The organism is Epibacterium ulvae, assembly GCF_018678075.1.
In the GTDB taxonomy this organism is placed as follows: Bacteria; Pseudomonadota; Alphaproteobacteria; order Rhodobacterales; family Rhodobacteraceae; genus Epibacterium; species Epibacterium ulvae_A.
In genome coordinates, this window is sequence record NZ_JAHHIR010000017.1 from 17048 (window position 1) to 39035 (window position 21988).

The window sequence follows — 21988 nt, forward strand, 5'->3', positions numbered from 1 at the left end:
ATGCCTTTGAACCCAGTCACGCCCTTTTTCCTCAACACGCTGGCGACCCAGCTGCCGCCCGATACCCTGCGCCCGGCTGAGCCGCGCTATCTGGACGAGCCGCGTGGCCGCTATCAGGGCAAGGCAGGCGCCGTCGTATTGCCCCGCACAGTGGAAGAGGTCGCAACCCTTCTGAAATCCGCCAATGCGGCGCGCATTGGGGTTGTGCCCTATGGCGGCGGCACCGGACTGGTGGGCGGGCAAGTTGCGCCAGATGGCCCCGCACCCTTGGTCGTGTCGCTGGAGCGGATGAACAAGATGCGCGCCACATACCCGCAGGAAAACGTGCTGGTGGCTGAGGCTGGTGCCATTCTGGCCGATGTCCAGACGGCGGCGGCGGATGTGGATCGCCTGTTCCCGCTGTCATTGGCCTCCGAAGGCACCGCGCGGTTGGGCGGCCTGTTGGCGACCAATGCCGGCGGCGTCAACGTGCTGCGCTATGGCAATACCCGTGATCTATGTCTCGGGCTCGAGGCCGTTTTGCCCAGCGGAGAGATCTGGCATGGGCTGACTCGCCTGCGCAAGGACAACACCGGCTATGATCTGCGCAACCTTCTGATCGGGGCCGAAGGCACGCTGGGGATCATTACCGCGGCAACCCTGAAACTGTCACCGCGCCCGCGTGGCCTTGGCACCGCATTGATGGTGGTTCCCAATCCGGCTGCAGCGATTGAGCTGTTGGCGCTGGCGCGCGACCGCTTTGGTGAGGCGGTCAGCGCCTTTGAATTGATGCATGGTCAGGGGCTGGCGTTCATGGCCGAGCATCTGCCAGACATCCGCCAGGCCTTGGATCCGCGCCCGGAATGGTGCGTGCTGATCGATCTGGGGCTTGCCAATGAGGACAGCACCGAAGCAGCGCTTTTGGCGCTGTTTGAGGCCGCGATGGAGCGTGATCTGGTCAGTGATGGCACCATCGCCCAATCCGAGGCGCAGCGGCAGGAAATCTGGTCCGTGCGCGAACATATCCCCATCGCGAACAAGGCGGTGGGCTCCATCGTCAGCCATGACATCTCATTGCCGATCTCACTCATTCCCGAGTTTATCGTCAAAGGCGAGCAGGCGCTGGCAAAACTCGGCGACATGCGGATCAATTGCTTTGGCCATTTGGGCGATGGCAATCTGCATTACAATGTCTTCCCGGCCCAAGGGCGTGACCGGAACGCATACAGCGACCTGCGCGCCGCGATCCAGACCTGTGTGCATGATTTGGTGGCGCAGTATCACGGCTCTTTCAGTGCGGAACACGGCGTCGGGCGGGTCAAAGTGGCGGATTTGGAACGTTACGGGGATCCCACCAAATTGGCGGCGATGCGGGCGATCAAGTCGGCGCTCGATCCCAATGGGATCATGAACCCCGGCGCGGTGTTGGCGGCGACGTAACCCGCGCCCATGAAAGAAGGGGGCCAATTGGCCCCCGATTGCGCGCATATGATGGCTCGGTTCAGAGCCCGTCAAACTCACACAGAACATTCACATCCATGCCCTGGCTCTCCAGCAGCTTGCGCCCGCCGAGTTCCGGCAGATCGACAATGAACGAGCACGATATAATGTCGCCCCCAAGCCGTTCGATCAGCTTGATACCCGCGCCTGCGGTGCCGCCGGTGGCCAAAAGATCGTCGACCACCAGGATCTTTTCACCCTTTTGGATGGCGTCATCGTGGATCTCCACAATCGCCTCTCCATATTCCAGCTTGTATTCCTCGCTGATGGTGGTGCCGGGCAGTTTGCCCTTTTTGCGGATCGGCACAAAACCAACGCTCAGCTGATGAGCAATCGCCCCGCCCAGAATAAAGCCGCGCGCCTCAAGGCCGACAACCTTGTCGATCCGCTCTCCGGCATAGGGGTGCAGCATCTGGTCGATGGCCATGCGAAACCCGCGCGGATCGGCAAACAGGGTGGTCACATCGCGGAACATGATCCCTTCGTGGGGGAAGTCCACAATGGTGCGGATGTAATCTTTTACGTCGGGCTTTTTGGGCATGCGGTCGCTCCCTGTGGATCGCGCGTCACGGTCATCATCAATCACCCGACACAGCGTCGGGCCAACTGGGTGTGACCGATTAAAGCGCGCGGTTCAAGAGGGAAGCGCGGCTATGCAAGCCTAACGACGTTGTGAGAAAAAGGAGCGATAAAATTTGGACGAAAGCCAGGGAAGATGTGGATTATTCCAATCCCGGCGATCGCGTGTCAGAAGTTTTTCGGCGACGTAAAGGTTCATTTTTCTCCGCCTTTGTGTAACGATTTCACGAATTAAACAGTCGAAACTTCGACCGTGTACATCATATGTATATACAAGTTATATACATATTGCAAGAACAAACAATGAAAGCGGAATGCGTGCGCAGAAAAGATCGCGCTACAAAAGGGACAAAGGACAGCCAGCTGGTCTTGCGCCTGGACAAGGCCGAGCGGGAGCGTTTTGTTGACCTCTGCAAAGAGCTCGACACCACAGCCGCGCGCGAGATCCGCCACTTTATCCGCGATTTCCTCAAGAAAAACGCGAAGAAATAGCCGCGGGGATACGGGCGGTTTCTTAGGCCGGCCTGCGCAATGTGGCGGTCAAAACCCCCATGCCAATCAACGCCACGCCGCCGCACCGGCTGATCCAGTTGTTAAACGCCGGGCGCGCAATGACGCGGCGCAATTTGTCCGCCGCCAAGGCATAGACCAGCGCATTCACCCCAGCCAGACCCACAAACGTGGCAATCATAACCGCAAACTGCGGCAGCAAGGGCTGTTCCGGGCGCACGAATTGGGGCGCAAAGGCGATGAAAAATGCGATGGATTTCGGGTTGAGCGCGGTGACAACCGCCGCATGGCCAAAAACACCGCGCGCCTGAACCTTGTCGGTCCCCATAGGCGTCAGACCTCCGCTGCCTGCACTGCGCCACAGTTTGACGCCCAGCCAGACCAGATAGGCAGCACCCACCCATTTCAGAACTGTGAACAATTCAGCCGAGGCCAGCACAAGCGCACCCAGCCCCGCAAGGGAGGCGGTCATTGCGATAAAATCCCCCAACGCCACCCCAAGGGCCGACGCCACCGCGACCGAACGTCCCTTGGACAGGGAATAGCTGAGCACCAGCAAAACCGTCGGGCCGGGGATCAACAACAGCACGACAGAGGCGGTGACAAAGGCAAGCCAGAGGTGAAAATCCATGGGGGTCTCTCCAATACAATCACCCCAGCAATCCCGAAAATCATCGGGGCAGCAAGGGATAAATTGTATCGGATCACATGGGTGCGGTCGCCTAGCCCAGAACCCGGCCTGCAACCGCATCCAGTTTTGCCAAGAGTTCAGGATCGCGTTTTTCCGGCGCGGTCATGATGGCAAATTCCAGCGCCTTGTCACAGCCATGCGCGCACTCTTCGCGGGTGGCGCCCAGCAGCTCTGGCAGTTTGGCAACCAGCGCACGGCCATTGGCGGAATTGCCCTGCAAGGTCGCAATGATCGAGGTCACGTCGACCTCACCGTGGTCGGGGTGCCAACTGTCATAATCGGTGACCATCGCGATGGAGGCATAACACAGCTCGGCTTCACGGGCCAATTTCGCCTCGGGCATATTGGTCATGCCTATCACATCACAGCCCCAGCTTTCGCGGTACATCTTGGATTCCGCAAGGGTGGAAAACTGCGGCCCTTCCATACACAGATAGGTGCCCCCGCGATGCACGGTGATGCCGACGTCTTTGGCAGCCGTTTCCGCCGCATCCGACAGGCGCGGGCAGGTGGGGTGAGCGACGCTCACATGGGCCACACAACCGGTGCCAAAAAAGCTTTTGTCGCGGGCGAATGTGCGGTCAATGAATTGATCCACAATCACAAAATGCCCCGGCGCCATTTCATCGCGAAACGAGCCGCAGGCCGAGACCGAAAACACATCCGTCACACCCAGACGTTTTAGCGCGTCGATATTGGCGCGGTAAGGCACCTCGGTCGGGGAATGCACATGGCCGCGCCCGTGACGGGGCAGAAAGGCCATTTTGACGCCATTCAACGTGCCCGTCAGGATCTGATCCGAGGGCGCGCCCCAGGGCGTGTCAACACTGACCCATTCCGCGCCATCCAGCCCATCAATGTCATAAATGCCTGAACCGCCAATCACGGCAATCATGGTCTCTTTGGTCACGGTGGAAGTCTCCGAATTTGATAGGGTTGTGCAAGTAGTGAGGGTTTCGCCGCGCTTTGACAAGCGCGGGCCTGCGGCGCAAGTATTTTTAAAAAGATGAAGCCCTCGGTCGCTTAGCCCATGAGCGGTGCCGCCTATAGGCCACGCAGGTCGGATTGTGCGCGGAAATCCTGCATCGCGGCGTCAAAGCCTTCTAGGGGCCAGCTCAAATCCTGGGACTGGCCATGACTGTCGCGGAAGGTGAACCGAAAGGCATCGCCGCTCTGCATCGCGTCCAACAAGCCCGCGGCTGCGGTGTCGTCAAAGGTGCAGGACAGCCCCGTCAGGCAGCCAATGCGCCGGGTTTTCCAGATCTCTTCGCCTGCGTCTTCGATGCGAAACCCGTTGGGGCCAAACAGGGTTCCGGCTTCCAGACCAAATTCAACCTCCGGCCCCGCATCGCCATTGGTGACAAACATGAATTGGGCCGCGAACTTTGGCTTTTGCGAAAAGATGTCCACATAGCGCAAATAACAGCGTTGGCTCAGGGTCTCGCCCTCCATCCGTTCATCACAGGAGGACAGGTAGATGCCGAAGGTCTCAAAATGGGTCACGCGCCAATTGCTGGCGGTGTCCTTGCCGTCCACATCCTGCGCTGCCGCGCCGCTTGCAATCAAAGCTGTCAAAACGGTTGAAAGGCCGAGGCCGAGGGTCGCGCGCATCACATTTTCCACTTTTGGTACCATTTGAGTTGGTCCAGGTTTTACTGGCTGCGGCGGTCTCCATGAAATCAACTTGTCGCTATGGATGTTGCAGGGGTGGGGCACCACCGAGGGGGGCAGACTGGTTTCAAATCTATGACCGGGGCGCGCGCCGGATCGGCGACCGTTTCGCCGCGAAACCTCCATGCGGGTGGTCTCATGCAGATCGGACATGTTTGGGCAGCCCTTGTGCCTTAAACCCGGCCTTGGGGTGTGTTTTGCCGGTGTTTGCCGCGATCTGCACCGCCCAAACCGGGGTGGGCTGCCTTGCTTGAGAGGTGCTTTACCGTTAACAGGCTGGCAACAACCTCCTTCCCCTAATCAGGTAGACTTGATGACACGTGGCGTTTTAGGCCTCCTGGCCAAGCAGATTTCTCCCCCGAACCTGTCGATCATGCAGGATGAGGGTCTTACCGTTTCCCGCGTCCGGACCGAGCTTTTGTCCGGTCTGACCGTGGCCCTCGCGCTGGTGCCCGAAGCGGTGGCCTTTGCCTTTGTGGCGGGTGTGCACCCGTTGGTCGGCCTTTATGCGGCCTTCCTTGTGGGGCTGGTGACAGCGCTTTTGGGCGGCCGTCCTGGCATGATCTCGGGCGCGACCGGTGCCTTGGCCGTGGTGATGGTGGCTTTGGTCGCGGAACACGGTGTCGAATACCTGTTTGCGACGGTGGTTCTGATGGGGATCTTGCAGATTATCGCGGGCGTGATGCATTGGGGCAAATTCATCCGCCTGGTGCCACATCCGGTGATGCTCGGCTTTGTGAATGGTCTGGCGATTGTGATTTTCCTGGCGCAGCTGACCCAGTTCAAAGTGCCCGGAACCGGGGGGGAGCAATGGCTGGCCGGTGGTCAGCTGGTGCTGATGCTGGGTCTTGTGGCGCTGACCATGGTGATCATCTGGGGTATGCCCAAAATCACCAGCGTGATCCCTGCGCCGCTTGCGGGTATTGGCATCGTTGCCATCTTGGTGATTGCCCTGGGTCTGGATGTACCGCGCGTGGGCGACATGGCCTCGATCGAGGGCGGTCTGCCGGGGTTCCACATCCCCTTGGTGCCTTTCAATCTGGAAACGTTTGAGATCATCCTGCCCTATGCGGTGATCCTGGCCGCAATCGGTCTGATCGAGAGCCTTTTGACCCTGAACCTTGTGGGTGAGATGACCGGCAAGCGCGGTGGCGCAAGCCAGGAATGTATCGCCCAGGGCGCGTCCAACGTGCTGACCGGTTTCTTTGGCGGTATGGGCGGTTGTGCGATGATTGGTCAGTCGATGATCAACGTCAAATCCGGCGGTCGTACCCGGATTGCCGGCATCGCGGCGGCGCTGTTCCTGTTGCTGTTTATCGTTGCGGCGTCCCCGTTGATTGAACAGATCCCGCTGGCGGCGCTGGTTGGTGTGATGTTCATGGTTGTGATCGGAACCTTTGCCTGGAACTCGTTCAAAGTGATGACCAAAGTGCCGTTGACCGACGCCTTTGTCATCGTGCTGGTGACCGTGGTGACCGTGGCCACTGACCTTGCGATTGCGGTTGTGGTGGGCGTCATCGTCTCGGCCCTGGCCTATGCCTGGAACAACGCGCGCCGGATCACGGCCCATACCCGCGACAGCGAAAGCGACACGGGGGCCAAAGTGTATGAGATCGAAGGCCCGCTGTTCTTTGGCTCTTCCGAAGGTTTTGGCGAGCTGTTCACCATCGCTGAGGACCCCGATCACGTGATCGTCGATTTCGCCCGCAGCCGCGTGGTGGACCAGTCCGCCCTGCAAGCGATCGAAGTGCTGGCGGCGAAGTATGAAGCAGCCGGCAAAACCCTGGCACTGCGTCATCTGAGCCGGGATTGTCATCAGCTGTTGACCAAAGCCGGTCACCTGATGATCGACAGCGACGATGACCCGGAATATGCGGTTGCGGTGGATTACTCCGTCCGCACCGGGATTCTTGGCGGGCACTGATCCGTAGAAATACAGATCGGACATATTCGGTCAAATTACTTCACTAAACGGTGATCTCGATAAGGTTGCCGTTTTTTTATAGCCGCTTACCCCGTCGCGCCTCTTTGCTGGATAGAGGAGATATTAAGATCCTCATGGCACTTCTGTAAATATTGAAGCAAAGGAGCCAGAATGGAACCTCAACCAAGAATTGGCCTCGCAGCCTTGGCAGAATTGGCCTTTGGCGGCGGCGACGTTAAGTCATTTTACAACGATCTAATTGCCCTGATTAAAGAAGACCCGACAAACGCCGGTATCATGATGGACCTGTCTATTGCAGCACAGCTTGAGGGACACCAGGAGCTGGGTTTGGCATGGCAGGACTATGCGCTGGACATCAGCCGGGTGTTCCAGCCGATCCGTGAAGTAAAGGCCAAACGGACGGTGCTGATCTATGCTGCGCCGATCCACATGGGAGGCAATACGCCCGTAGACCTTTTACTTGGCAACGACGCATTTGACGTGGTGACCTACTATCCCCACTTCGACATGAAGCCGGACGAATACCCAACCTTGCCGCCCCATGATGTGGCCTTTTGTGCGGCACCTGCGGATCACGAACAGGCAGAGCAGTTTTTTGAAACCGTGCGCCGCATTGCCGCGCTCCAAGGTGTCGATGTTCTGAACCTGCCGCATCATTTGGTCAAGCCAGAGCGGGACACGGTGCCGGAGCTGCTGGGCAATGTGCAAGGTCTGCGGACCCCCAAAACGCTAGAGATTGATCGCGCAACTTTGCAGCGGATGCTGGCGCATGAAAACGAGAGCGAGGCGCTGGCAGAGACGGCGGTCTATCCGTTTGTTGTTCGCCCCGTGGGCTCCCATGCGGGCGCAGGTTTGGCCAAGGTTGAGACACGGGCGGACTTCACAGCCTACCTTGAAACCCGTCCAGAAGAGGCGTTTTTCGTCAGTGAATTCATGGACTATGCCTCACCCAAGGACGGGCAATTCCGCAAGGCGCGGATTGTCTGTATCGACGGCAAAGCCTATCCCTCGCACTATGCAATCGCGGATCGTTGGGACATTTGGTACGCCAATGCAAAGATGGAAGAATGCGCCGTAAAACGCCGCGAAGAAGAAGCGTTTATGGAGACATTCGCCGAAGGTTTCGGCAAACGTCACCAAGCGACCTTTGATGCGATCACAGCCGTCATCGGGTTGGATTACTATGGGATCGACTGCGCCGAAGACGCCGATGGCAATCTGGTGCTGTTTGAGATCGACAACGCCTTGATCGTGCATGATTTGGATAGTCCTGAGATTTATCCCTATAAACACAAGCATATGCAGAACGTCTTTGACGCGTTTGAAAACCTGTTGACGTCGAAATGCCGCGTTCTGGACATGTCAGTGCCAACAGGCGTGATTGCAAATATCCCACCTATTCAGGTCCAGGAACTGCGCGTCGTAGTGTAGTAGCCGTGAGAAAAAATGACAGAAAAGCCCGGTGACCAAATTCGCCGGGCTTTCATGTTTTACAACACGGAACACGTGTCGTCGCAATGGTCATCACAGCTGTGCAATCGATCGCAAGTCGCCCCGAACGCGCCGGTTTCTCTGTTTTATCGAATAAGTAACGACGCTGTTGTAGCCGTCGACGGTACCCAAATGCGCTGCCGGTTGGCAGACATTTTTAACATGAGATTTTAGGTGGATACATTGATGAAAAAACTTCTGACATTCTGTCTTTTGAGTTTCGGCCTGGCGACGGCGGCACCGGCCGCTGTGGTCGAATTTGACTTCCGCGTATTCGATCAAACAGGATCACTCCTGTCGGATGACGGGGTGCTGTCATATGATGACAGCCTGGTTCCTTCAGCACCCTAAACCCGGCCGATGGAATTGCACTTTCGTTGACGTTGTTTGGTACATCCTATACCGGTGAGAATGCCACCGATTTTCCTAACTTTATCACGTTCGATTTTTTCGCAGGCGTTTTGAGGCGGATTGATTACAATCTGAGGGATGGGGTAAACGGCGTTGATTTTTCCGAACAGGACTTCGATCAACTGATCTTCGCCGGAGGTGGCGGACTTTTGTTTGACGAAGCAGAGGGTATCTTTGAGGTGACGGCCTCGGCCATTGCCTTTCCCTCTGAGGCAATCGCACCGGTCCCCGTGCCGGCCGGTTTACCGCTGATGGCAACCGGGCTGTTTGCCTTGGGCTGGACGGGTCGCAAAATGCGCAAACAGGGGTAAACCCCATGTGTGCGCAAGGGGTTATTGACGTGGCGGAGCAAGCGTCTCCAACTCAGACACATCCCCTTGCAACAGCGCGCTTTCGGCTTGGACAATTGCGTCATGGGGCCAATCCCACCAGGCGAGGTCTTGCAGCCGGGTGATCACCTCTGGCGCAAACCGGTAGCGTAGCACCGTGCCGGGGTTGCCGGTAACGATGGCATAGGGTGGGATTTCGCCGCGCACTACGGCGCCCGCCCCGATGATGGCCCCATTGCCAATCCGCGCGCCGGGCAGCACCATGGCGCCGTAGCCCAGCCAGACATCGTGTCCCACCACCGTGTCGCGCAAATCGGTTTGATACCCTGCGCGCGTCCCAACTGAGAACACCGGGAAGGGGTAGCACGTCAGCCCCGCCTGGCTGTGATTGGCGGCAGCGGTGATGAACTTCACCCCATTCGCGATCGAGCAGAATTTGCCAATGATCAGACGTTCTTGGGAGAAGGGAAACAGATAGGGGGCAAGGTGTCGTCCCCAGTCCTGAGGCGGGTCAAAGTCGGAGGCATATGTATAGGCCCCGACCTGGAACTGCGGGTTATCAATCACCTGGTCCAACAGAACTGTACCAGGGTACAAAGTGCCGTCGGGCAAGGTGATCGGGTGGCGCGCGTCCGGGGCGGGCAAAGGCATATGTGTAATCCAGTATGTGACCCGGTCTGTTAGCCGGGGCGTTGCAGGCTGAACAGGTCGCGGATGGTGGTGTAATCCATATATCCCAGACGGCTGAGCGGATGATAGGTGGTGATGTCGAACTTACCATCAATCAGACAATCGTCGCGCATGTGAACGCCGACCACTTCGCCCATGACCATATAATTGGTCTCACCTTTCAGCTCAACAATCTGCGTGACTTCGCATTCCAAAGCGGCCGGTGCGGCGGCGACGCGCGCGCAAGCGATTTGGGTGCATTCTGCGGCTTCCAGCCCGGCGTGGGTAAATTCATCAACCTCTTTGGGCAGATGCGCGCAGGAGGCATTCATCGCGTCGCGCATTTCATACTCCACCACATTGACGCAAAAGACGCCGGTGTCGCGGATATTGGCCAGCGAATCCTTGGTGCCGTCCTGATCGGGTTTGGTCCCGGTTGAGCAGAACATCACCTGGGGCGGGACATAGGCGGTGGCGTTGAAAAAGGAATAGGGCGCCAGATTGTTGACCCCATCCTTGGAGCGGCTGGAAATCCAGCCGATGGGGCGCGGGGTGACAATAGCGTTGAAAGGATTATGAGGCAGGCCGTGGCCTTCGCTGGGGCGGTAGAACATGAGGGTCTCCAAGTGTTTGCGCCACACTTATGCACGTGCTAGGGGCAATTCCACCCCTGAGGCGGGGCACAATGAGGTGAGCGCTGTGATCGAGCTAAAATCTGAGCAACCAGAAGATAGGTGGGAGGTCGAGGCCCTCTATGACCTGTGTTTTGCGCCCGGGCGCGAAGCACTGTCGTCTTATCGTCTGCGCGATGATGTGCCGCCGGTCTTGGGGTTGAGCCAGGTTGCTCGTGATAGCGATGGGATTCTGGCCGGGGCGATCCGGTTTTGGCCCGTCCATGTGGGCGCGCACGACGCGTTGCTGCTGGGTCCCGTGGCGGTTCACCCGACCCGACAAGGGGAAGGGCTGGGCGGCTCTTTGATCCGTGACAGCGTGGCGCAAGCCCAGGACAGTGGCTGGTCGCGGATGATGCTGGTGGGCGATCAACCCTACTACCAGCGGTTCGGGTTTGTGCGGCTCGTGGGGGTAGAAATGCCGCCGCCCACCAACCCTGACCGGGTTCTGGGGCTGGCGCTAAAGCCGGACGCCTGGGCAGGTGTTCAGGGCAAAGTCACCCGCTGGAGTAGATGACACAGGTTGAAAAGCGTCTTCTGCAGCCCCATTTTTGAGGTAAGCAGGGAGTGCCAACGTGGTCGAAATTCTGATGCCGGAACGGGTGCATGCGCCCGAAGACATTGATCAGGAACTGGAAAAACTCGCCAAACTGTACCAACAGACCAATGGCCCGGGGGTACGGTTCTTGAATTTCATGGGCGCGCAAGCCGACCAGCTTTTGTCGCGACTGCCAGATCCAGTCAGGCGCAATCTGGATGGTGCCACCGAACAGGCGCTGATGTTTGCCCTGCGCCAAGGGGCTGCGCGCCGTGTTCTGCCCAACGTGTCACCGCGCGGCGAACGGCTGGTGGGTGCGGCGCTGGGCGTTGTGGGCGGCGCGGGCGGTCTGGCCGGAACCTTGGCCGAGCTGCCGCTAACCACCACATTCTTGTTGCGGATCATCCAACAAGAAGCCGCGCGACACGGGTTTGATCCCAAAAGCGACAGCGTGCTGTTTGACACGATTCGCATCTTTGGCGCGCCGGGGCCGTTCGACACTGACGCGCGCGATGCGGGCTATCTTGCGGTGCGTTTGGGCATGAGCAGCGGTGGCATGCAGAAATTGGTGGCACAAGTTGCCCCAAAATTAGGCATCGCTTTGGGGCAAAAACTGGCAGCACAGGCGGTTCCGGTGATCGGCGGTGCGGCTGGGGCGTCCTGTAACTACCTTTTTGCGGGATATTATCAAACTGTCGCAAAAGTTCACTTTTCAGTGCGTAGACTGGCAATCGACTGTGATATGCCAGAAAGAGAATTGAAAGATCGCCTGCAACGCAGGGGATGACCCAAATCGGTTGCGTATTGTGGAATTGTTATGAGGGATCGGGTCGCCAGTTTGAGGCGATTGGAAATAACGTAAAATGCCAAAGTCGATCAACAAAGCAATGCCGCCCAGGCAGCAATTTGGTGCGTTGTGCTACCGTGTCACCGCAAAAGGAAAGCTGCGTGTTCTGCTGATCACCTCTCGCGGGATTGGTCGTTGGATCGTGCCCAAGGGCTGGCCCATGCGTGGGCGTGCCCCCTGGGAGGCGGCGCGGGTCGAAGCCTGGGAAGAGGCGGGCGTGCGTGGCGATATCGTAACCAAAAAAATTGGTAGTTATGACTATGACAAATGGCGCCCCGATGATGCGCCCTTGCCCTGTCAGGTTGATCTCTTTCCGCTGGAAGTTGCCTATCTGGAAGACAAATTTCCCGAAGCCGACCAGCGCCAGCGCAAGTGGTTTTCGCCGGAAGACGCGGCGGATCTGGTGATGGAGCCGGAGTTGGCTGAAATTCTGGTAAGCTTTCGTCCCAAGATGCTGAATTCCACGGCGAATTGACCTTGTGCTTGATGAATTTGGGGTTTTAATCGCGTTTTCCTGCTATGAGGGAAAGCATGATTCAATACACGCTCAAATGTGCAGAAGGCCATGTGTTCGAGAGTTGGTTCCAGTCCGCCGGCGCTTTTGACAAGCTGTCACAGGCGGGGCTGGTGACCTGCGCCGAATGTGGCACGCACCATGTTGAAAAAGCGATAATGGCCCCGCGTGTGCGCACCGGGCGCAAAGCCGTCTCTGCCTTGGGAGAGCCGGAACCACCGGTTGTGGAAGCACCTGCGCCTGTGGCGCCTGCACCCGCAGTCGTGGGTGCCGAAGAAACGCCCCCTGCCAAGGCAGAGGTTGAGGCGGCGCTGAAGAAAATACGCGAAACGGTTGAGGCGAACTCTGACTATGTCGGGGATAGTTTCGTCGATGAGGCGCGCGCCATGCATTTGGGCGATGCGCCGGAACGGGCGATCTATGGCGAGGCCAAGATTGATGAGGCAAAAGAATTGATCGAAGACGGTATCCCGGTGATGCCGCTGCCCTTTGTTCCAGGGCGCAAGACGAACTGAGACGCGGGTTAATATCAGGCAAGTAAAACAGAAGGGTTACACATGCATGTAGTCGTCACCGGAGCGAGTCGCGGCATTGGCAAGGCACTGACGCGCCAACTGCGCGATGAAGGCCACGCGGTAAGCGCCACCTCGCGCGATCATTCCGCGGACACCCAGCTTGATGTGACCGACCCGGGCCAACAGGCGCGGTTTGCGGCCCGCCTAAAAGGCCAGCCCATTGATCTGCTGATCTGCAACGCCGGTGTCTATCTGGACAAGAACATGGCGCTGGGCGACTTCAGCGCCGAGGTCTGGACCAAGACGATGGCGACAAATGTCACCGGCGTTTTTCTGACGGTTCAGGCGCTGTTACCCAACCTGCATCTGTCTGAAATGCCCAAGATCGCCATTTTGTCGTCGCAGATGGGCAGCCATTCCCGCGCACCGGGGGGCAGCTATGCCTATCGCGCCTCAAAGGCGGCGGTGACCAGTATCGGGCGCAATCTGGCAACCGATCTGAAACCCCACGGCATTGCGGTTGGGATCTACCATCCCGGTTGGGTGCGCACTGATATGGGCGGCCCCGATGGGGAGGTCTCGGTTCTGGAGAGCGTCTCTGGTTTGATCCGCGAGTTTGAGGATCTGAGCGTCGAGACGACGGGATGTTTTCACGCCTGGGACGGCCGGATCATGCCCTATTGATCGCGCCTTTGGCGATCGGATCTGCTGCGTGAAGTACAAAAAAACCGGGCGCGAGGCCCGGTTTTTTTGCGTTTTATGCCAAAGGTTTATTCCCAACAGCTGACCAGGACGGTCATGCCGTTGGCCTTGCGCACCAATTCGGCGTTTGGCACCGAACCTTGAGGGTCGGTCTGGTCGGTTGCCGCAACAGACGCGCGGGCCAGAATGGCGCGCAGGGCCTCGGCATTGGCGGCAAAGCTGACGCCTGCAGGCAATTGCTGGCTGCCGACCTGACGGGGCAGCAACATGCCCAGAACCGCGCCATTGGCGTTCAGAACCGGGCCACCGACATCGCCGGATTGTGCGGCCAGGGCCAGACGGGCGACGCCTTGGTTGCCATCAAGGCTGCGCAGATCGCTGAGGGTGCCCCAGGTCAGAGACGGCGCGCCCAGGATGCCTTCGTAGGAGAAACCAGCAACGGCCACATCAGACTGCAGACGCGGCGCAGTGATAGCCAGTTGGGCCACATCCATCGGCGCCAGTGGCGACCGGGGGCGCAGGACGGCAACGCCGTTTGGCGCGTCATCCAGAACCACATCGACCGGATAGTCGTGATCCAGTGTCACCTGGCTGCATTGCGCCACCACATCCGAGGTGGTCAGCACGGTGCCCGCCGCATCGACAAAGAAGCCGGTGCGCGACAGGCGCGGTTTGCGGATTTCCAGACCGGACAGCAGATCGACGCTTTGTGGTGCGTCTGCACCGGCGGTGGGATCCAGAACACCGTCCAACCGGGTGAAGGTGTTTTGCATTTCGGTCACGATACGCGCGCGGCGTTCATCGTCTCCGGTGGGCCAGATCAGGGTAAAGCCTTTGATCTCACCATTGCGCAGGGTGGCTTCGGCGTGGGTGACAATCCCGTTGCCGCGTCCTTCGATGGTGAAGCTGTTGCCGCTGCGGCTGCGAGGGCCTTCGAGGGGCACAATCTCAAGCGTTTGCAGGATCTCATACAGACCTGCCAGCGTGCGTGCATCGCCCGGCTGGCTGATCAGCAGCACCTGCGCGCCCAGATCACCGGCTCGTTCATAGATCGAGAAGGGCGATTCATGGCGGGCAAAGGCGACCTCGGCGGTCGGCACCGACAGGGCGATCCCGGCGTCTGCGTTCTCAACCCGCGCCATGCCGACCGAGATCAGCGGCGCGTTGTATTGATCCAACAGGGTTTTGCGCTGTGCGGTGGTCAAAACGCCGGTGGGTTCCACCACGTTTGCGGCTTGCCAATCGGCCATTGAGCGGCGGGTGCCACGGCCAAAGGAGCCGTCAATCGCAGAGCTGTAGAACCCCTGCGCCTGAAGCGCGATTTGCAGCTGTTGCTTTTCCGCGCGGCTGAGGCGGGCCTCGGAGCGGCGGGCTTCGGCGGGGCTTTCATCGGCGACCGCGATTTGCGGCGGGCTGGTCTGGGGTGCAGGTGCTGTTGGTTCAGCGCTTGCCACGGGCGGCACAACCGGCGTCGTCTCTACCGGGCCAACCGGGTAGAACTGTGCCCGCAGGTTGCGGGAAAACGCGATAAAGCTGTCGCCGGGGATCTGACGTTCGGCGCGGTAAACCTGCAACACGCGTTCTGCATCGGTGCGGCTGTAGGGACCAAGCACCACACCGTACCAGCCGCCACCCAGCGAAAAGCCAGAGACATCTGGCAGCCGCGCGGCGAAATCACGGGCGCGCGCTTCGGCCTGGGCCAGCGACGGGTGGGCCGCGACCTGGATCCAAACCGTGGGCTCTTGTTGCGCACGCGCGGGGTGTGGGGTGGCGATGATGAACGTCAGAATGGACAGCGCCCAAACGGCGATGAGCTTTTTCATAAGGGGGCCTCGATCCCGGGACATAAACAAATTCCTTTGGCTCTTAACGGCTATGCGTTTCAAATGGAACTCCTGTTAACGGGGAAAAACCGGGTGGTCATGTGGAATTCAAACCTGTTCACAGCTTTTTTCAACTGGGTGCGCGTGTTTTGAGCCGTTGACCCTTTGCCTGCAGTTCCATAGGAAGAAGACCGCATTTGATGCCCCAAAAGGGAAGAGATATGACCCAAGCACCCGGCGCGCCGCGCTCCTTCCAAGAGATCATCCTGCGGCTTCAGACTTACTGGGCCTCAAAAGGCTGCGCGATCCTGCAGCCCTATGACATGGAAGTGGGGGCAGGGACGTTCCACCCGGCGACCACATTGCGTGCGCTCGGCTCCAATGCCTGGGCTGCGGCCTATGTGCAGCCGTCGCGTCGCCCGACCGATGGCCGCTATGGTGAGAACCCGAACCGTTTGCAGCACTATTACCAGTATCAGGTGCTGATCAAACCCTCGCCGCCCGATCTGCAAGAGCTGTATCTGGGCTCGCTTGCGGCGATCGGCATCGATATGCAGCTGCACGACATCCGCTTTGTTGAGGATGACTGGGAGAGCCCAACACTGGGCGCCTGGGGTCTGGGTTGGGAAGTCTGGTGCGACGGGATGGAAGTCAGCCAGTTCACCTATTTTCAGCAGGTGGGCGGCCATGACTGCGCGCCGGTTTCGGGTGAGCTGACCTATGGCCTGGAACGTCTGGCGATGTATGTGCTGGGTGTCGACCATGTGATGGACATGCCGTTCAACGACCCGCAGTCGCCGATTGCGCTGAAATACGGTGATATCTTCAAACAGACCGAAGAAGAATACGCCCGTTGGAATTTCGACGTGGCCAATACCGAGGTTCTGCTGCGCCATTTCGAGGAAGCCGAGGCAGAATGCGCCGCGATCCTCGCGCGGGACCATGTGGACCCCAAGACCGGCAAACGCATCATCATGGCGCATCCGGCCTATGATCAATGTATCAAAGCGAGCCATATGTTTAACTTGCTGGATGCCCGTGGCGTGATTTCGGTCACGGAACGTCAGGCCTATATTGGTCGTGTGCGCGCGCTGGCCAAACAATGTGCGGACGCTTTCGTACTGACCGAGGCCGGGGGCTTTTCCAATGAGGATGCAGCATAAGCGGGAGACGCGCAGATGATGGGTAAGTTTCTGGCCCTGCTGCTGGGGGGCTCTGCGCTCGCTGCGGGCGTGGGCATGTATTACCTGCAGGTCTATGGGTTTTACGAGGATGTCGTCGCCCAACCGGGTCAGGATGTGGTGTTGATGCCGCTGGATGGCGGGGCGGCACAGACGATTGCCTATGACGTGTTTGAGGCGATTGACGCCGACAGCTCTCCCATTCGCTATCGCGCCTGTTTCACCACACCGTTGACGCCGGATGAATTGGCGCAGGTCTTTACACTGTCCGACAAGGATGAGCCGCGCAATGCGCCGGGTTGGTTTGACTGTTTTGATGCCGCAGCCCTGGGTGCGGAACTGAACGCAGGCACCGCAACCGCGTTTCTGGGCGCAAAGAACGTCCATTTCGGGGTCGACCGAATTGTGGCGATCACCACGGATGGGCGCGGCTATGCCTGGCATGAACTGAATAACTGCGGCAAGAAAGCCTATGACGGAACCGTTGTTGGCGAAGATTGCCCAGACCGAGACAATTGAATTTTTGCCGGGCGCGCCCCGGTATGACACCGATACATGCGCCTGACGCGCAGGACCCGAGGACGCAACGATGCCCGATCTTTTGATTGAACTCTTTTCCGAAGAAATCCCCGCCCGCATGCAGGCGCGCGCGGCGGATGATTTGAAGAAGAAGGTAACCGATGGTCTGGTTGAGGCCGGTCTGACCTATGCGGGGGCCGCCGCCTTTTCGACGCCGCGTCGCCTGACGCTGACATTGGACGGGCTGCTGGCCGAAAGCCCCACAGTTCGTGAAGAGCGCAAAGGCCCCAAAGTCGGCGCGCCGGACAAAGCCATCGAAGGTTTCCTGCGCGGTGCCGGCGTCACGCGGGACCAGTTGGAAGAGCGCGAGACCCCAAAAGGCGCGGTCTATTTCGCCACCATCGAAAAACCAGGCCGTCCGGCCGCCGAGATCATCGCCGAGGTTCTGGATACAACCATCCGCAACTTCCCCTGGTCGAAATCCATGCGTTGGGGCGCGGGCTCCTTGCGCTGGGTGCGCCCGCTGCATTCGATCATCTGTCTGCTGTCCAGCGACGAGGGTGCCGAGGTTGTGCCGTTTGAAATCGAAGGCATCAATGCCAGCAACACCACATTTGGCCACCGTTTCATGGCGCCTGCCAAGGTCACCGTGTCTGGTTTTGACGACTACGCGGCCCAGTTGAAGCGCGCCTTTGTGGTGTTGGATCCCCAAGAACGTGCCGACGCGATCTGGCAGGATGCCACCAATCAGGCCTTTGCGTCCGGTCTGGACGTGGTAGAGGACAAGGGCCTGCTGGCAGAGGTTGCGGGGCTGGTGGAATGGCCTGTGGTCTTGATGGGTGAAATTGCCGAGGATTTCCTGGGCTTGCCTGCCGAGGTCTTGCAGACCTCGATGAAGGAACACCAAAAATTCTTCTCGGTCAGAAATTCCAAGACCGGACGGATCGAACGGTTTATCACCGTCGCCAACCGTGAAACCGCCGACAATGGCGCGACCATTCTGGCGGGCAACCAAAAGGTTCTGTCGGCCCGTTTGGCGGACGCAAAATTCTTCTGGGAGAATGACCTGCGGGTTGCCAAATCCGAGACCGGCATGACTGCTTGGACCGAGAAACTGTCGAACGTGACCTTCCACAACAAGCTGGGCACCCAAGCGGCGCGGATCGACCGGATCGCAGCGCTGTCACGTGAGATTGCGTCGGTTGTTGGCGCCGACGCCGATCTGGCAGAGCAGGCGGCCAAGGTCGCCAAGGCGGATCTGTCGTCCGAGATGGTCTATGAATTCCCGGAACTGCAAGGTCTGATGGGGCGTTACTACGCTGAAGCGGCTTGCCTTCCGCAAGAAGTCGCCAATGCCTGTGAGCAGCATTATTCGCCCCTTGGCCCGTCAGATGTGGTCCCGACCGAGGCGGTATCCGTTGCAGTGGCGCTGGCAGACAAGATCGACACGCTGACCGGGTTCTGGGCAATCGATGAAAAGCCTACGGGTTCCAAAGACCCCTTTGCCCTGCGTCGTGCGGCTTTGGGTGTGATCCGATTGGTTCTTGAGAATGACGACCATGTTGCGCTGAAAGAGATTTTTGCCAAAGGCTATGAGGGTGCGGATGTTGAGGATCTGATGTCCTTCTTCCACGATCGTCTGAAGGTTTTCCTGCGCGATCAGGGTGTGCGTCACGATGTGATCGATGCCTGCATTGAAATGGACGGCAATGATGATCTGACCCTGTTGGTCAAACGCGCCCGTGCCTTGCAGGAATTCCTGGGCACAGACGATGGTGTGAACCTGGTGCAGGGCTTTAAACGCGCCAACAATATCCTGACCCAGGCCGAAGAGAAGGATGGCGTTGAATATTCCTATGGGGCGGATCGCAAATTTGCCACGGATGACGCGGAAAAGGCGCTGTTTGATGCGTTGGAAGGCGACGGGGGAGCGATCTCCACGGCCATCGAGACCGAGGATTTCGCGGCCGCCATGGGCGGCTTGGCCGCACTGCGCCAGCCGATCGACACTTTCTTTGAGGCGGTGCAGGTCAACGCGGACAATGAGATCGTGCGCCGTAACCGTCTGAACTTGTTGAGTGATATCCGCAAGGCCTGCGGGCAGGTTGCGGATCTTAGCCAGATCGAAGGCTAAGCCTCACCCAAGCTATGTGATATGAGAGGTCGGCTTCTTGATGAGCCGGCCTTTTTCTTTTTGCGCAATTGCGTAATTTGCGCCAGATTGACCGAACCCTCACGGGTGTTTTGCATTGTTCAGGTGCAGAAAAATTTTCAAATTCGGCCCTATGCAGGGGCATTCGCGGTGTTATGCTGCGGGCAGTGAGAGGATGCTGCAGTGCAGAAAGATGGTTCCGAGTTCGAGAATGCGGTGCGTATTACACCAACGGCAAACATGCATGTGTCGGCCCATGGCGGACGTGCAAAATGCCTGCAGCGCCTTGTTCGGTTGGACCTGCCGGTGCCGCGCACTGTTGCCCTGTCGTTTGATGCGGTGCACGGGATTGCCAATGGGGTGATGCCAGATCTGGATGCGATCCTGGCTGAGTTCCCCTCGGATGCGCTGCTTTGTGTGCGTCCGTCGTCGGAAGATCCCGATTGGGGTGGACCCGGTGCGATTTTGAACATCGGCGTTAATGATGCCTGTTATGTGGACCTATGTGATCAACTGGGACGCGGCGCGGCGGCAGCGATTTACCTGCGGTTTGTGCAGTCTTATGCGGTGCATGTGGCGCGTCTAGATCCGGATGTCTTTGAAGATGTTGAGGACGGCGGCCCCGATGCGCTGGTTGAAATCCTACATGCCTATGAGGCGGAAACGGATGAGAATTTCCCGCAGGATCGGTCCGAGCAATTGGGCGCGGTGTTGCGGTCAATGGCGCGGGCCTGGGAGGGGACATCGGCGCGGCTTTTGCGTCAGGCGCGCGGTGCGCCGGCGGATGCGGGGCTTGGCCTTGTGGTGCAGGAAATGGTGCCGGGGCTGGGGCGTGGCGAATGCGGATCTGGTGTCTTGCAATTGGTCGACGCCAAGACCGGGGAGCAGCGGATCACTGGACGTTATCTGAGCCAGAGCCAGGGGCGCGATGCCTTGGGCGCTGATGTCGCAGCGATGTATCTGGCCAAGGACGCGCGCGGACCGGCGTTGGAAGACCTGGCGCCCGAAGCCTTTGAAGAATTGAAACAACATGCGGCCTTGATGCGGGAAAAACTGCGCGAGGAGATGCAGGCTGAATTTGTCATTCAGGATGGCAAAGTGCACATCTTGGACGGTGTACGCGTGCAACGCAGCGCGCGCGGAGCCTTGCGGATGGCGGTGCGTCTGGCCGAAGAAAAGATCATCCCACAGCAAGAAGCGGTAATGCGGATCGACGCGCATTCCCTGAACGAGCTGTTGCACCGGCAGGTGGCGCCCGATGCGCGCCGCGATGTGATTGGCGACGGGATTGCCGCAAGTCCGGGGGCCGCGACCGGGCGACTGATCTTTACATCAGCTGAAGCGCAGGCGAGCGCCTCGCGCGGGGAGGCTTGTATTCTGGTGCGGCGCGAAACCTCGCCCGAGGACGTGCGCGGCATGCATGCCGCCGTCGCGGTGCTGACCGAAAAGGGCGGCATGACCAGCCACGCAGCCGTGATCGGGCGCGGCCTTGGTCTGCCGTGTATTGTGGGCGCAAATTCGATCCGGTTTGACACCCGCCGCAAACGGCTGCGGGCGGCGGATGGGCGGATTTTCCGGTCAGGCGATCTGATCACCATTGATGGCAGTTCCGGCCAAGTGCTGTCCGGGGAACCCGAAATGGTCGAAGCGGCGCAGGACGGGGCCTTCCAGACCTTGATGTCCTGGGCGGATGAAGAGCGTGATATTGCCATTCGCACCAATGCCGACACGCCACGCGATGCCCGCACCGCGCGCAATTTCAATGCCCAAGGCATTGGGCTGTGCCGGACCGAACATATGTTCTTTGACCCCGGTCGCCTGACGGTGATGCAGGAGATGATTTTTGCCGAGACCCCATCGGGGCGGGCGGCCGTTTTGGCGCGTTTGTTGCCGATGCAGCGCGATGACTTTCGCGAGCTGTTTGGCATTATGGAAGGCCTGCCGGTTTGCATTCGCCTGTTTGACCCGCCCTTGCATGAATTCCTGCCCACCAGCCAGTCGGGGCAGCGCGAATTGTCAGAGGCGCTTGGCCTGCCGGTTAGCGAAGTCACCCGCCGGGTGGAGGAGCTGGGTGAATACAATCCGATGCTGGGTCTGCGCGGTGTGCGTCTGGGGGTGACCGTTCCGGAAATCTATGACATGCAGGCGCGGGCGATTTTTGAAGCCACGCTTGAGGCCTCGGTGGACGGCGCGCCGGTGGTGCCGGAGATTATGATCCCGCTGGTGTCTGCCAAACGCGAGGTGGAGCTGGTCAAGGCGCGTATCGATGCGGTTGCGGCTGCTGTGCGTTCAGAACGCGGGCAGGCGTTTAACTATCGGCTGGGAGTCATGGTCGAAACACCACGCGCGGCGCTGCGCGCGGATGAGATTGCGGCGCATTCGGCCTTCCTCAGCTTTGGGACCAATGACCTGACGCAGATGACATATGGGCTGTCGCGTGATGATGCGGGCCGGTTCATGTCCGAATATGTGCGCCAGGGGGTCTTTCCCGAAGATCCGTTCCACGTGCTGGATGTGGACGGGGTTGGGGAGTTGTTGAAGCTGGGTGTTCAGCGCGGTCGAGAGGCCAGTCCGGGCATCACATTGTCGATTTGTGGCGAACATGGGGGCAACCCCGAATCAATCGCATTTTGCCGCCGTGCAGGCTTTGATTACGTGTCCTGTTCACCATTTCGCGTCCCCGTTGCGCGGCTTGCCGCCGCTCAGCTCGCTATCGCTGATAAAACGGAGAAAACGCTTCAAACTAACTGA

22 protein-coding genes are annotated in these 21988 nt (G+C 59.1%); 15 read left to right on the forward strand and 7 right to left on the reverse strand.

Annotated features, from left to right (window positions below):
- Complete coding sequence (locus KMP13_RS04195) at positions 1-1419, forward strand: FAD-binding oxidoreductase (RefSeq protein WP_215264307.1); 1419 nt, start codon at positions 1-3, stop codon at positions 1417-1419.
- A 61-nt stretch (positions 1420-1480) separates the two neighbouring features.
- Here the strand turns inward: KMP13_RS04195 and KMP13_RS04200 are convergent, their stop codons facing one another.
- Positions 1481-2020: an adenine phosphoribosyltransferase gene (locus KMP13_RS04200; protein ID WP_215264308.1), complete on the reverse strand. Its 540-nt coding sequence runs from the start codon at positions 2018-2020 to the stop codon at positions 1481-1483.
- 341 nt (positions 2021-2361) lie between these two features.
- On the opposite strand from KMP13_RS04200, the gene KMP13_RS04205 reads away from it, so the two are divergent.
- Positions 2362-2550, forward strand: coding sequence for a hypothetical protein (locus KMP13_RS04205; protein ID WP_215264309.1), 189 nt, complete (start codon positions 2362-2364; stop codon positions 2548-2550).
- A 22-nt stretch (positions 2551-2572) separates the two neighbouring features.
- On the opposite strand, the gene KMP13_RS04210 is transcribed toward KMP13_RS04205, so the two are convergent.
- The 3 genes from KMP13_RS04210 to KMP13_RS04220 form a co-directional block, all read right to left on the reverse strand.
- Positions 2573-3199 carry a LysE family translocator gene (locus KMP13_RS04210; RefSeq protein WP_215264310.1) on the reverse strand — a complete coding sequence of 209 codons (627 nt, stop codon included), beginning with the start codon at positions 3197-3199 and terminating at the stop codon, positions 2573-2575.
- A gap of 91 nt (positions 3200-3290) precedes the next feature.
- Complete coding sequence (locus KMP13_RS04215) at positions 3291-4154, reverse strand: S-methyl-5'-thioadenosine phosphorylase (protein ID WP_215264347.1); 864 nt, start codon at positions 4152-4154, stop codon at positions 3291-3293.
- Positions 4155-4303: 149 nt separating this feature from the next.
- Positions 4304-4870 carry a hypothetical protein gene (locus KMP13_RS04220; RefSeq protein WP_215264311.1) on the reverse strand — a complete coding sequence of 189 codons (567 nt, stop codon included), beginning with the start codon at positions 4868-4870 and terminating at the stop codon, positions 4304-4306.
- 373 nt (positions 4871-5243) lie between these two features.
- Here KMP13_RS04220 and KMP13_RS04225 point away from each other — a divergent pair, with 373 nt between their 5' ends.
- The 4 genes from KMP13_RS04225 to KMP13_RS04240 all read left to right on the forward strand — a co-directional run bounded on the left by KMP13_RS04225 (position 5244) and on the right by KMP13_RS04240 (position 9088).
- The gene (locus KMP13_RS04225) at positions 5244-6854 is read left to right on the forward strand and encodes a SulP family inorganic anion transporter (protein WP_215264312.1); all 1611 of its coding nucleotides are present in this window, start codon (positions 5244-5246) and stop codon (positions 6852-6854) included.
- Between the two features lie 171 nt (positions 6855-7025).
- Positions 7026-8306, forward strand: coding sequence for an ATP-grasp domain-containing protein (locus KMP13_RS04230; protein WP_215264313.1), 1281 nt, complete (start codon positions 7026-7028; stop codon positions 8304-8306).
- A 246-nt stretch (positions 8307-8552) separates the two neighbouring features.
- Positions 8553-8717 (forward strand): hypothetical protein, encoded by a 165-nt coding sequence (locus KMP13_RS04235; RefSeq protein WP_215264314.1) that lies wholly within the window; start codon positions 8553-8555, stop codon positions 8715-8717.
- A 26-nt stretch (positions 8718-8743) separates the two neighbouring features.
- A complete protein-coding gene (locus tag KMP13_RS04240; protein ID WP_215264315.1) occupies positions 8744-9088 on the forward strand; it encodes a VPLPA-CTERM sorting domain-containing protein in 345 nt (114 codons plus the stop codon).
- A 21-nt stretch (positions 9089-9109) separates the two neighbouring features.
- Here KMP13_RS04240 and KMP13_RS04245 read toward each other — a convergent pair whose 3' ends face one another.
- Both KMP13_RS04245 and KMP13_RS04250 read right to left on the reverse strand, forming a co-directional pair.
- A complete protein-coding gene (locus KMP13_RS04245; protein WP_215264316.1) occupies positions 9110-9757 on the reverse strand; it encodes a CatB-related O-acetyltransferase in 648 nt (215 codons plus the stop codon).
- Between the two features lie 29 nt (positions 9758-9786).
- Positions 9787-10389, reverse strand: coding sequence for a flavin reductase family protein (locus KMP13_RS04250; RefSeq protein ID WP_215264317.1), 603 nt, complete (start codon positions 10387-10389; stop codon positions 9787-9789).
- Between the two features lie 85 nt (positions 10390-10474).
- On the opposite strand from KMP13_RS04250, the gene KMP13_RS04255 reads away from it, so the two are divergent.
- From KMP13_RS04255 to KMP13_RS04275, 5 genes are all read left to right on the forward strand, one after another.
- Positions 10475-10963 (forward strand): GNAT family N-acetyltransferase, encoded by a 489-nt coding sequence (locus tag KMP13_RS04255; protein ID WP_215264318.1) that lies wholly within the window; start codon positions 10475-10477, stop codon positions 10961-10963.
- Between the two features lie 58 nt (positions 10964-11021).
- Complete coding sequence (locus KMP13_RS04260; RefSeq protein WP_353055681.1) at positions 11022-11771, forward strand: EcsC family protein; 750 nt, start codon at positions 11022-11024, stop codon at positions 11769-11771.
- Positions 11772-11847: 76 nt separating this feature from the next.
- Positions 11848-12306, forward strand: a complete 459-nt coding sequence (locus KMP13_RS04265) for an NUDIX hydrolase (protein WP_215264319.1) — start codon at positions 11848-11850, stop codon at positions 12304-12306.
- A 56-nt stretch (positions 12307-12362) separates the two neighbouring features.
- Complete coding sequence (locus KMP13_RS04270) at positions 12363-12860, forward strand: DUF1178 family protein (protein WP_215264320.1); 498 nt, start codon at positions 12363-12365, stop codon at positions 12858-12860.
- 42 nt (positions 12861-12902) lie between these two features.
- Entirely contained in the window at positions 12903-13544 is a 642-nt protein-coding gene (locus KMP13_RS04275; RefSeq protein ID WP_215264321.1) for an SDR family oxidoreductase, read from the forward strand.
- 86 nt (positions 13545-13630) lie between these two features.
- Here the strand turns inward: KMP13_RS04275 and KMP13_RS04280 are convergent, their stop codons facing one another.
- Entirely contained in the window at positions 13631-15385 is a 1755-nt protein-coding gene (locus KMP13_RS04280) for a trypsin-like peptidase domain-containing protein (protein ID WP_215264322.1), read from the reverse strand.
- Between the two features lie 221 nt (positions 15386-15606).
- On the opposite strand from KMP13_RS04280, the gene KMP13_RS04285 reads away from it, so the two are divergent.
- The 4 genes from KMP13_RS04285 to KMP13_RS04300 all read left to right on the forward strand — a co-directional run bounded on the left by KMP13_RS04285 (position 15607) and on the right by KMP13_RS04300 (position 21988).
- Entirely contained in the window at positions 15607-16548 is a 942-nt protein-coding gene (locus tag KMP13_RS04285; protein ID WP_215264323.1) for a glycine--tRNA ligase subunit alpha, read from the forward strand.
- Positions 16549-16563: 15 nt separating this feature from the next.
- Positions 16564-17085, forward strand: coding sequence for a DUF6446 family protein (locus tag KMP13_RS04290; RefSeq protein ID WP_215264324.1), 522 nt, complete (start codon positions 16564-16566; stop codon positions 17083-17085).
- Positions 17086-17155: 70 nt separating this feature from the next.
- Complete coding sequence (gene glyS / locus KMP13_RS04295; RefSeq protein ID WP_215264325.1) at positions 17156-19219, forward strand: glycine--tRNA ligase subunit beta; 2064 nt, start codon at positions 17156-17158, stop codon at positions 19217-19219.
- Positions 19220-19477: 258 nt separating this feature from the next.
- Positions 19478-21988 (forward strand): putative PEP-binding protein, encoded by a 2511-nt coding sequence (locus KMP13_RS04300; protein WP_215264349.1) that lies wholly within the window; start codon positions 19478-19480, stop codon positions 21986-21988.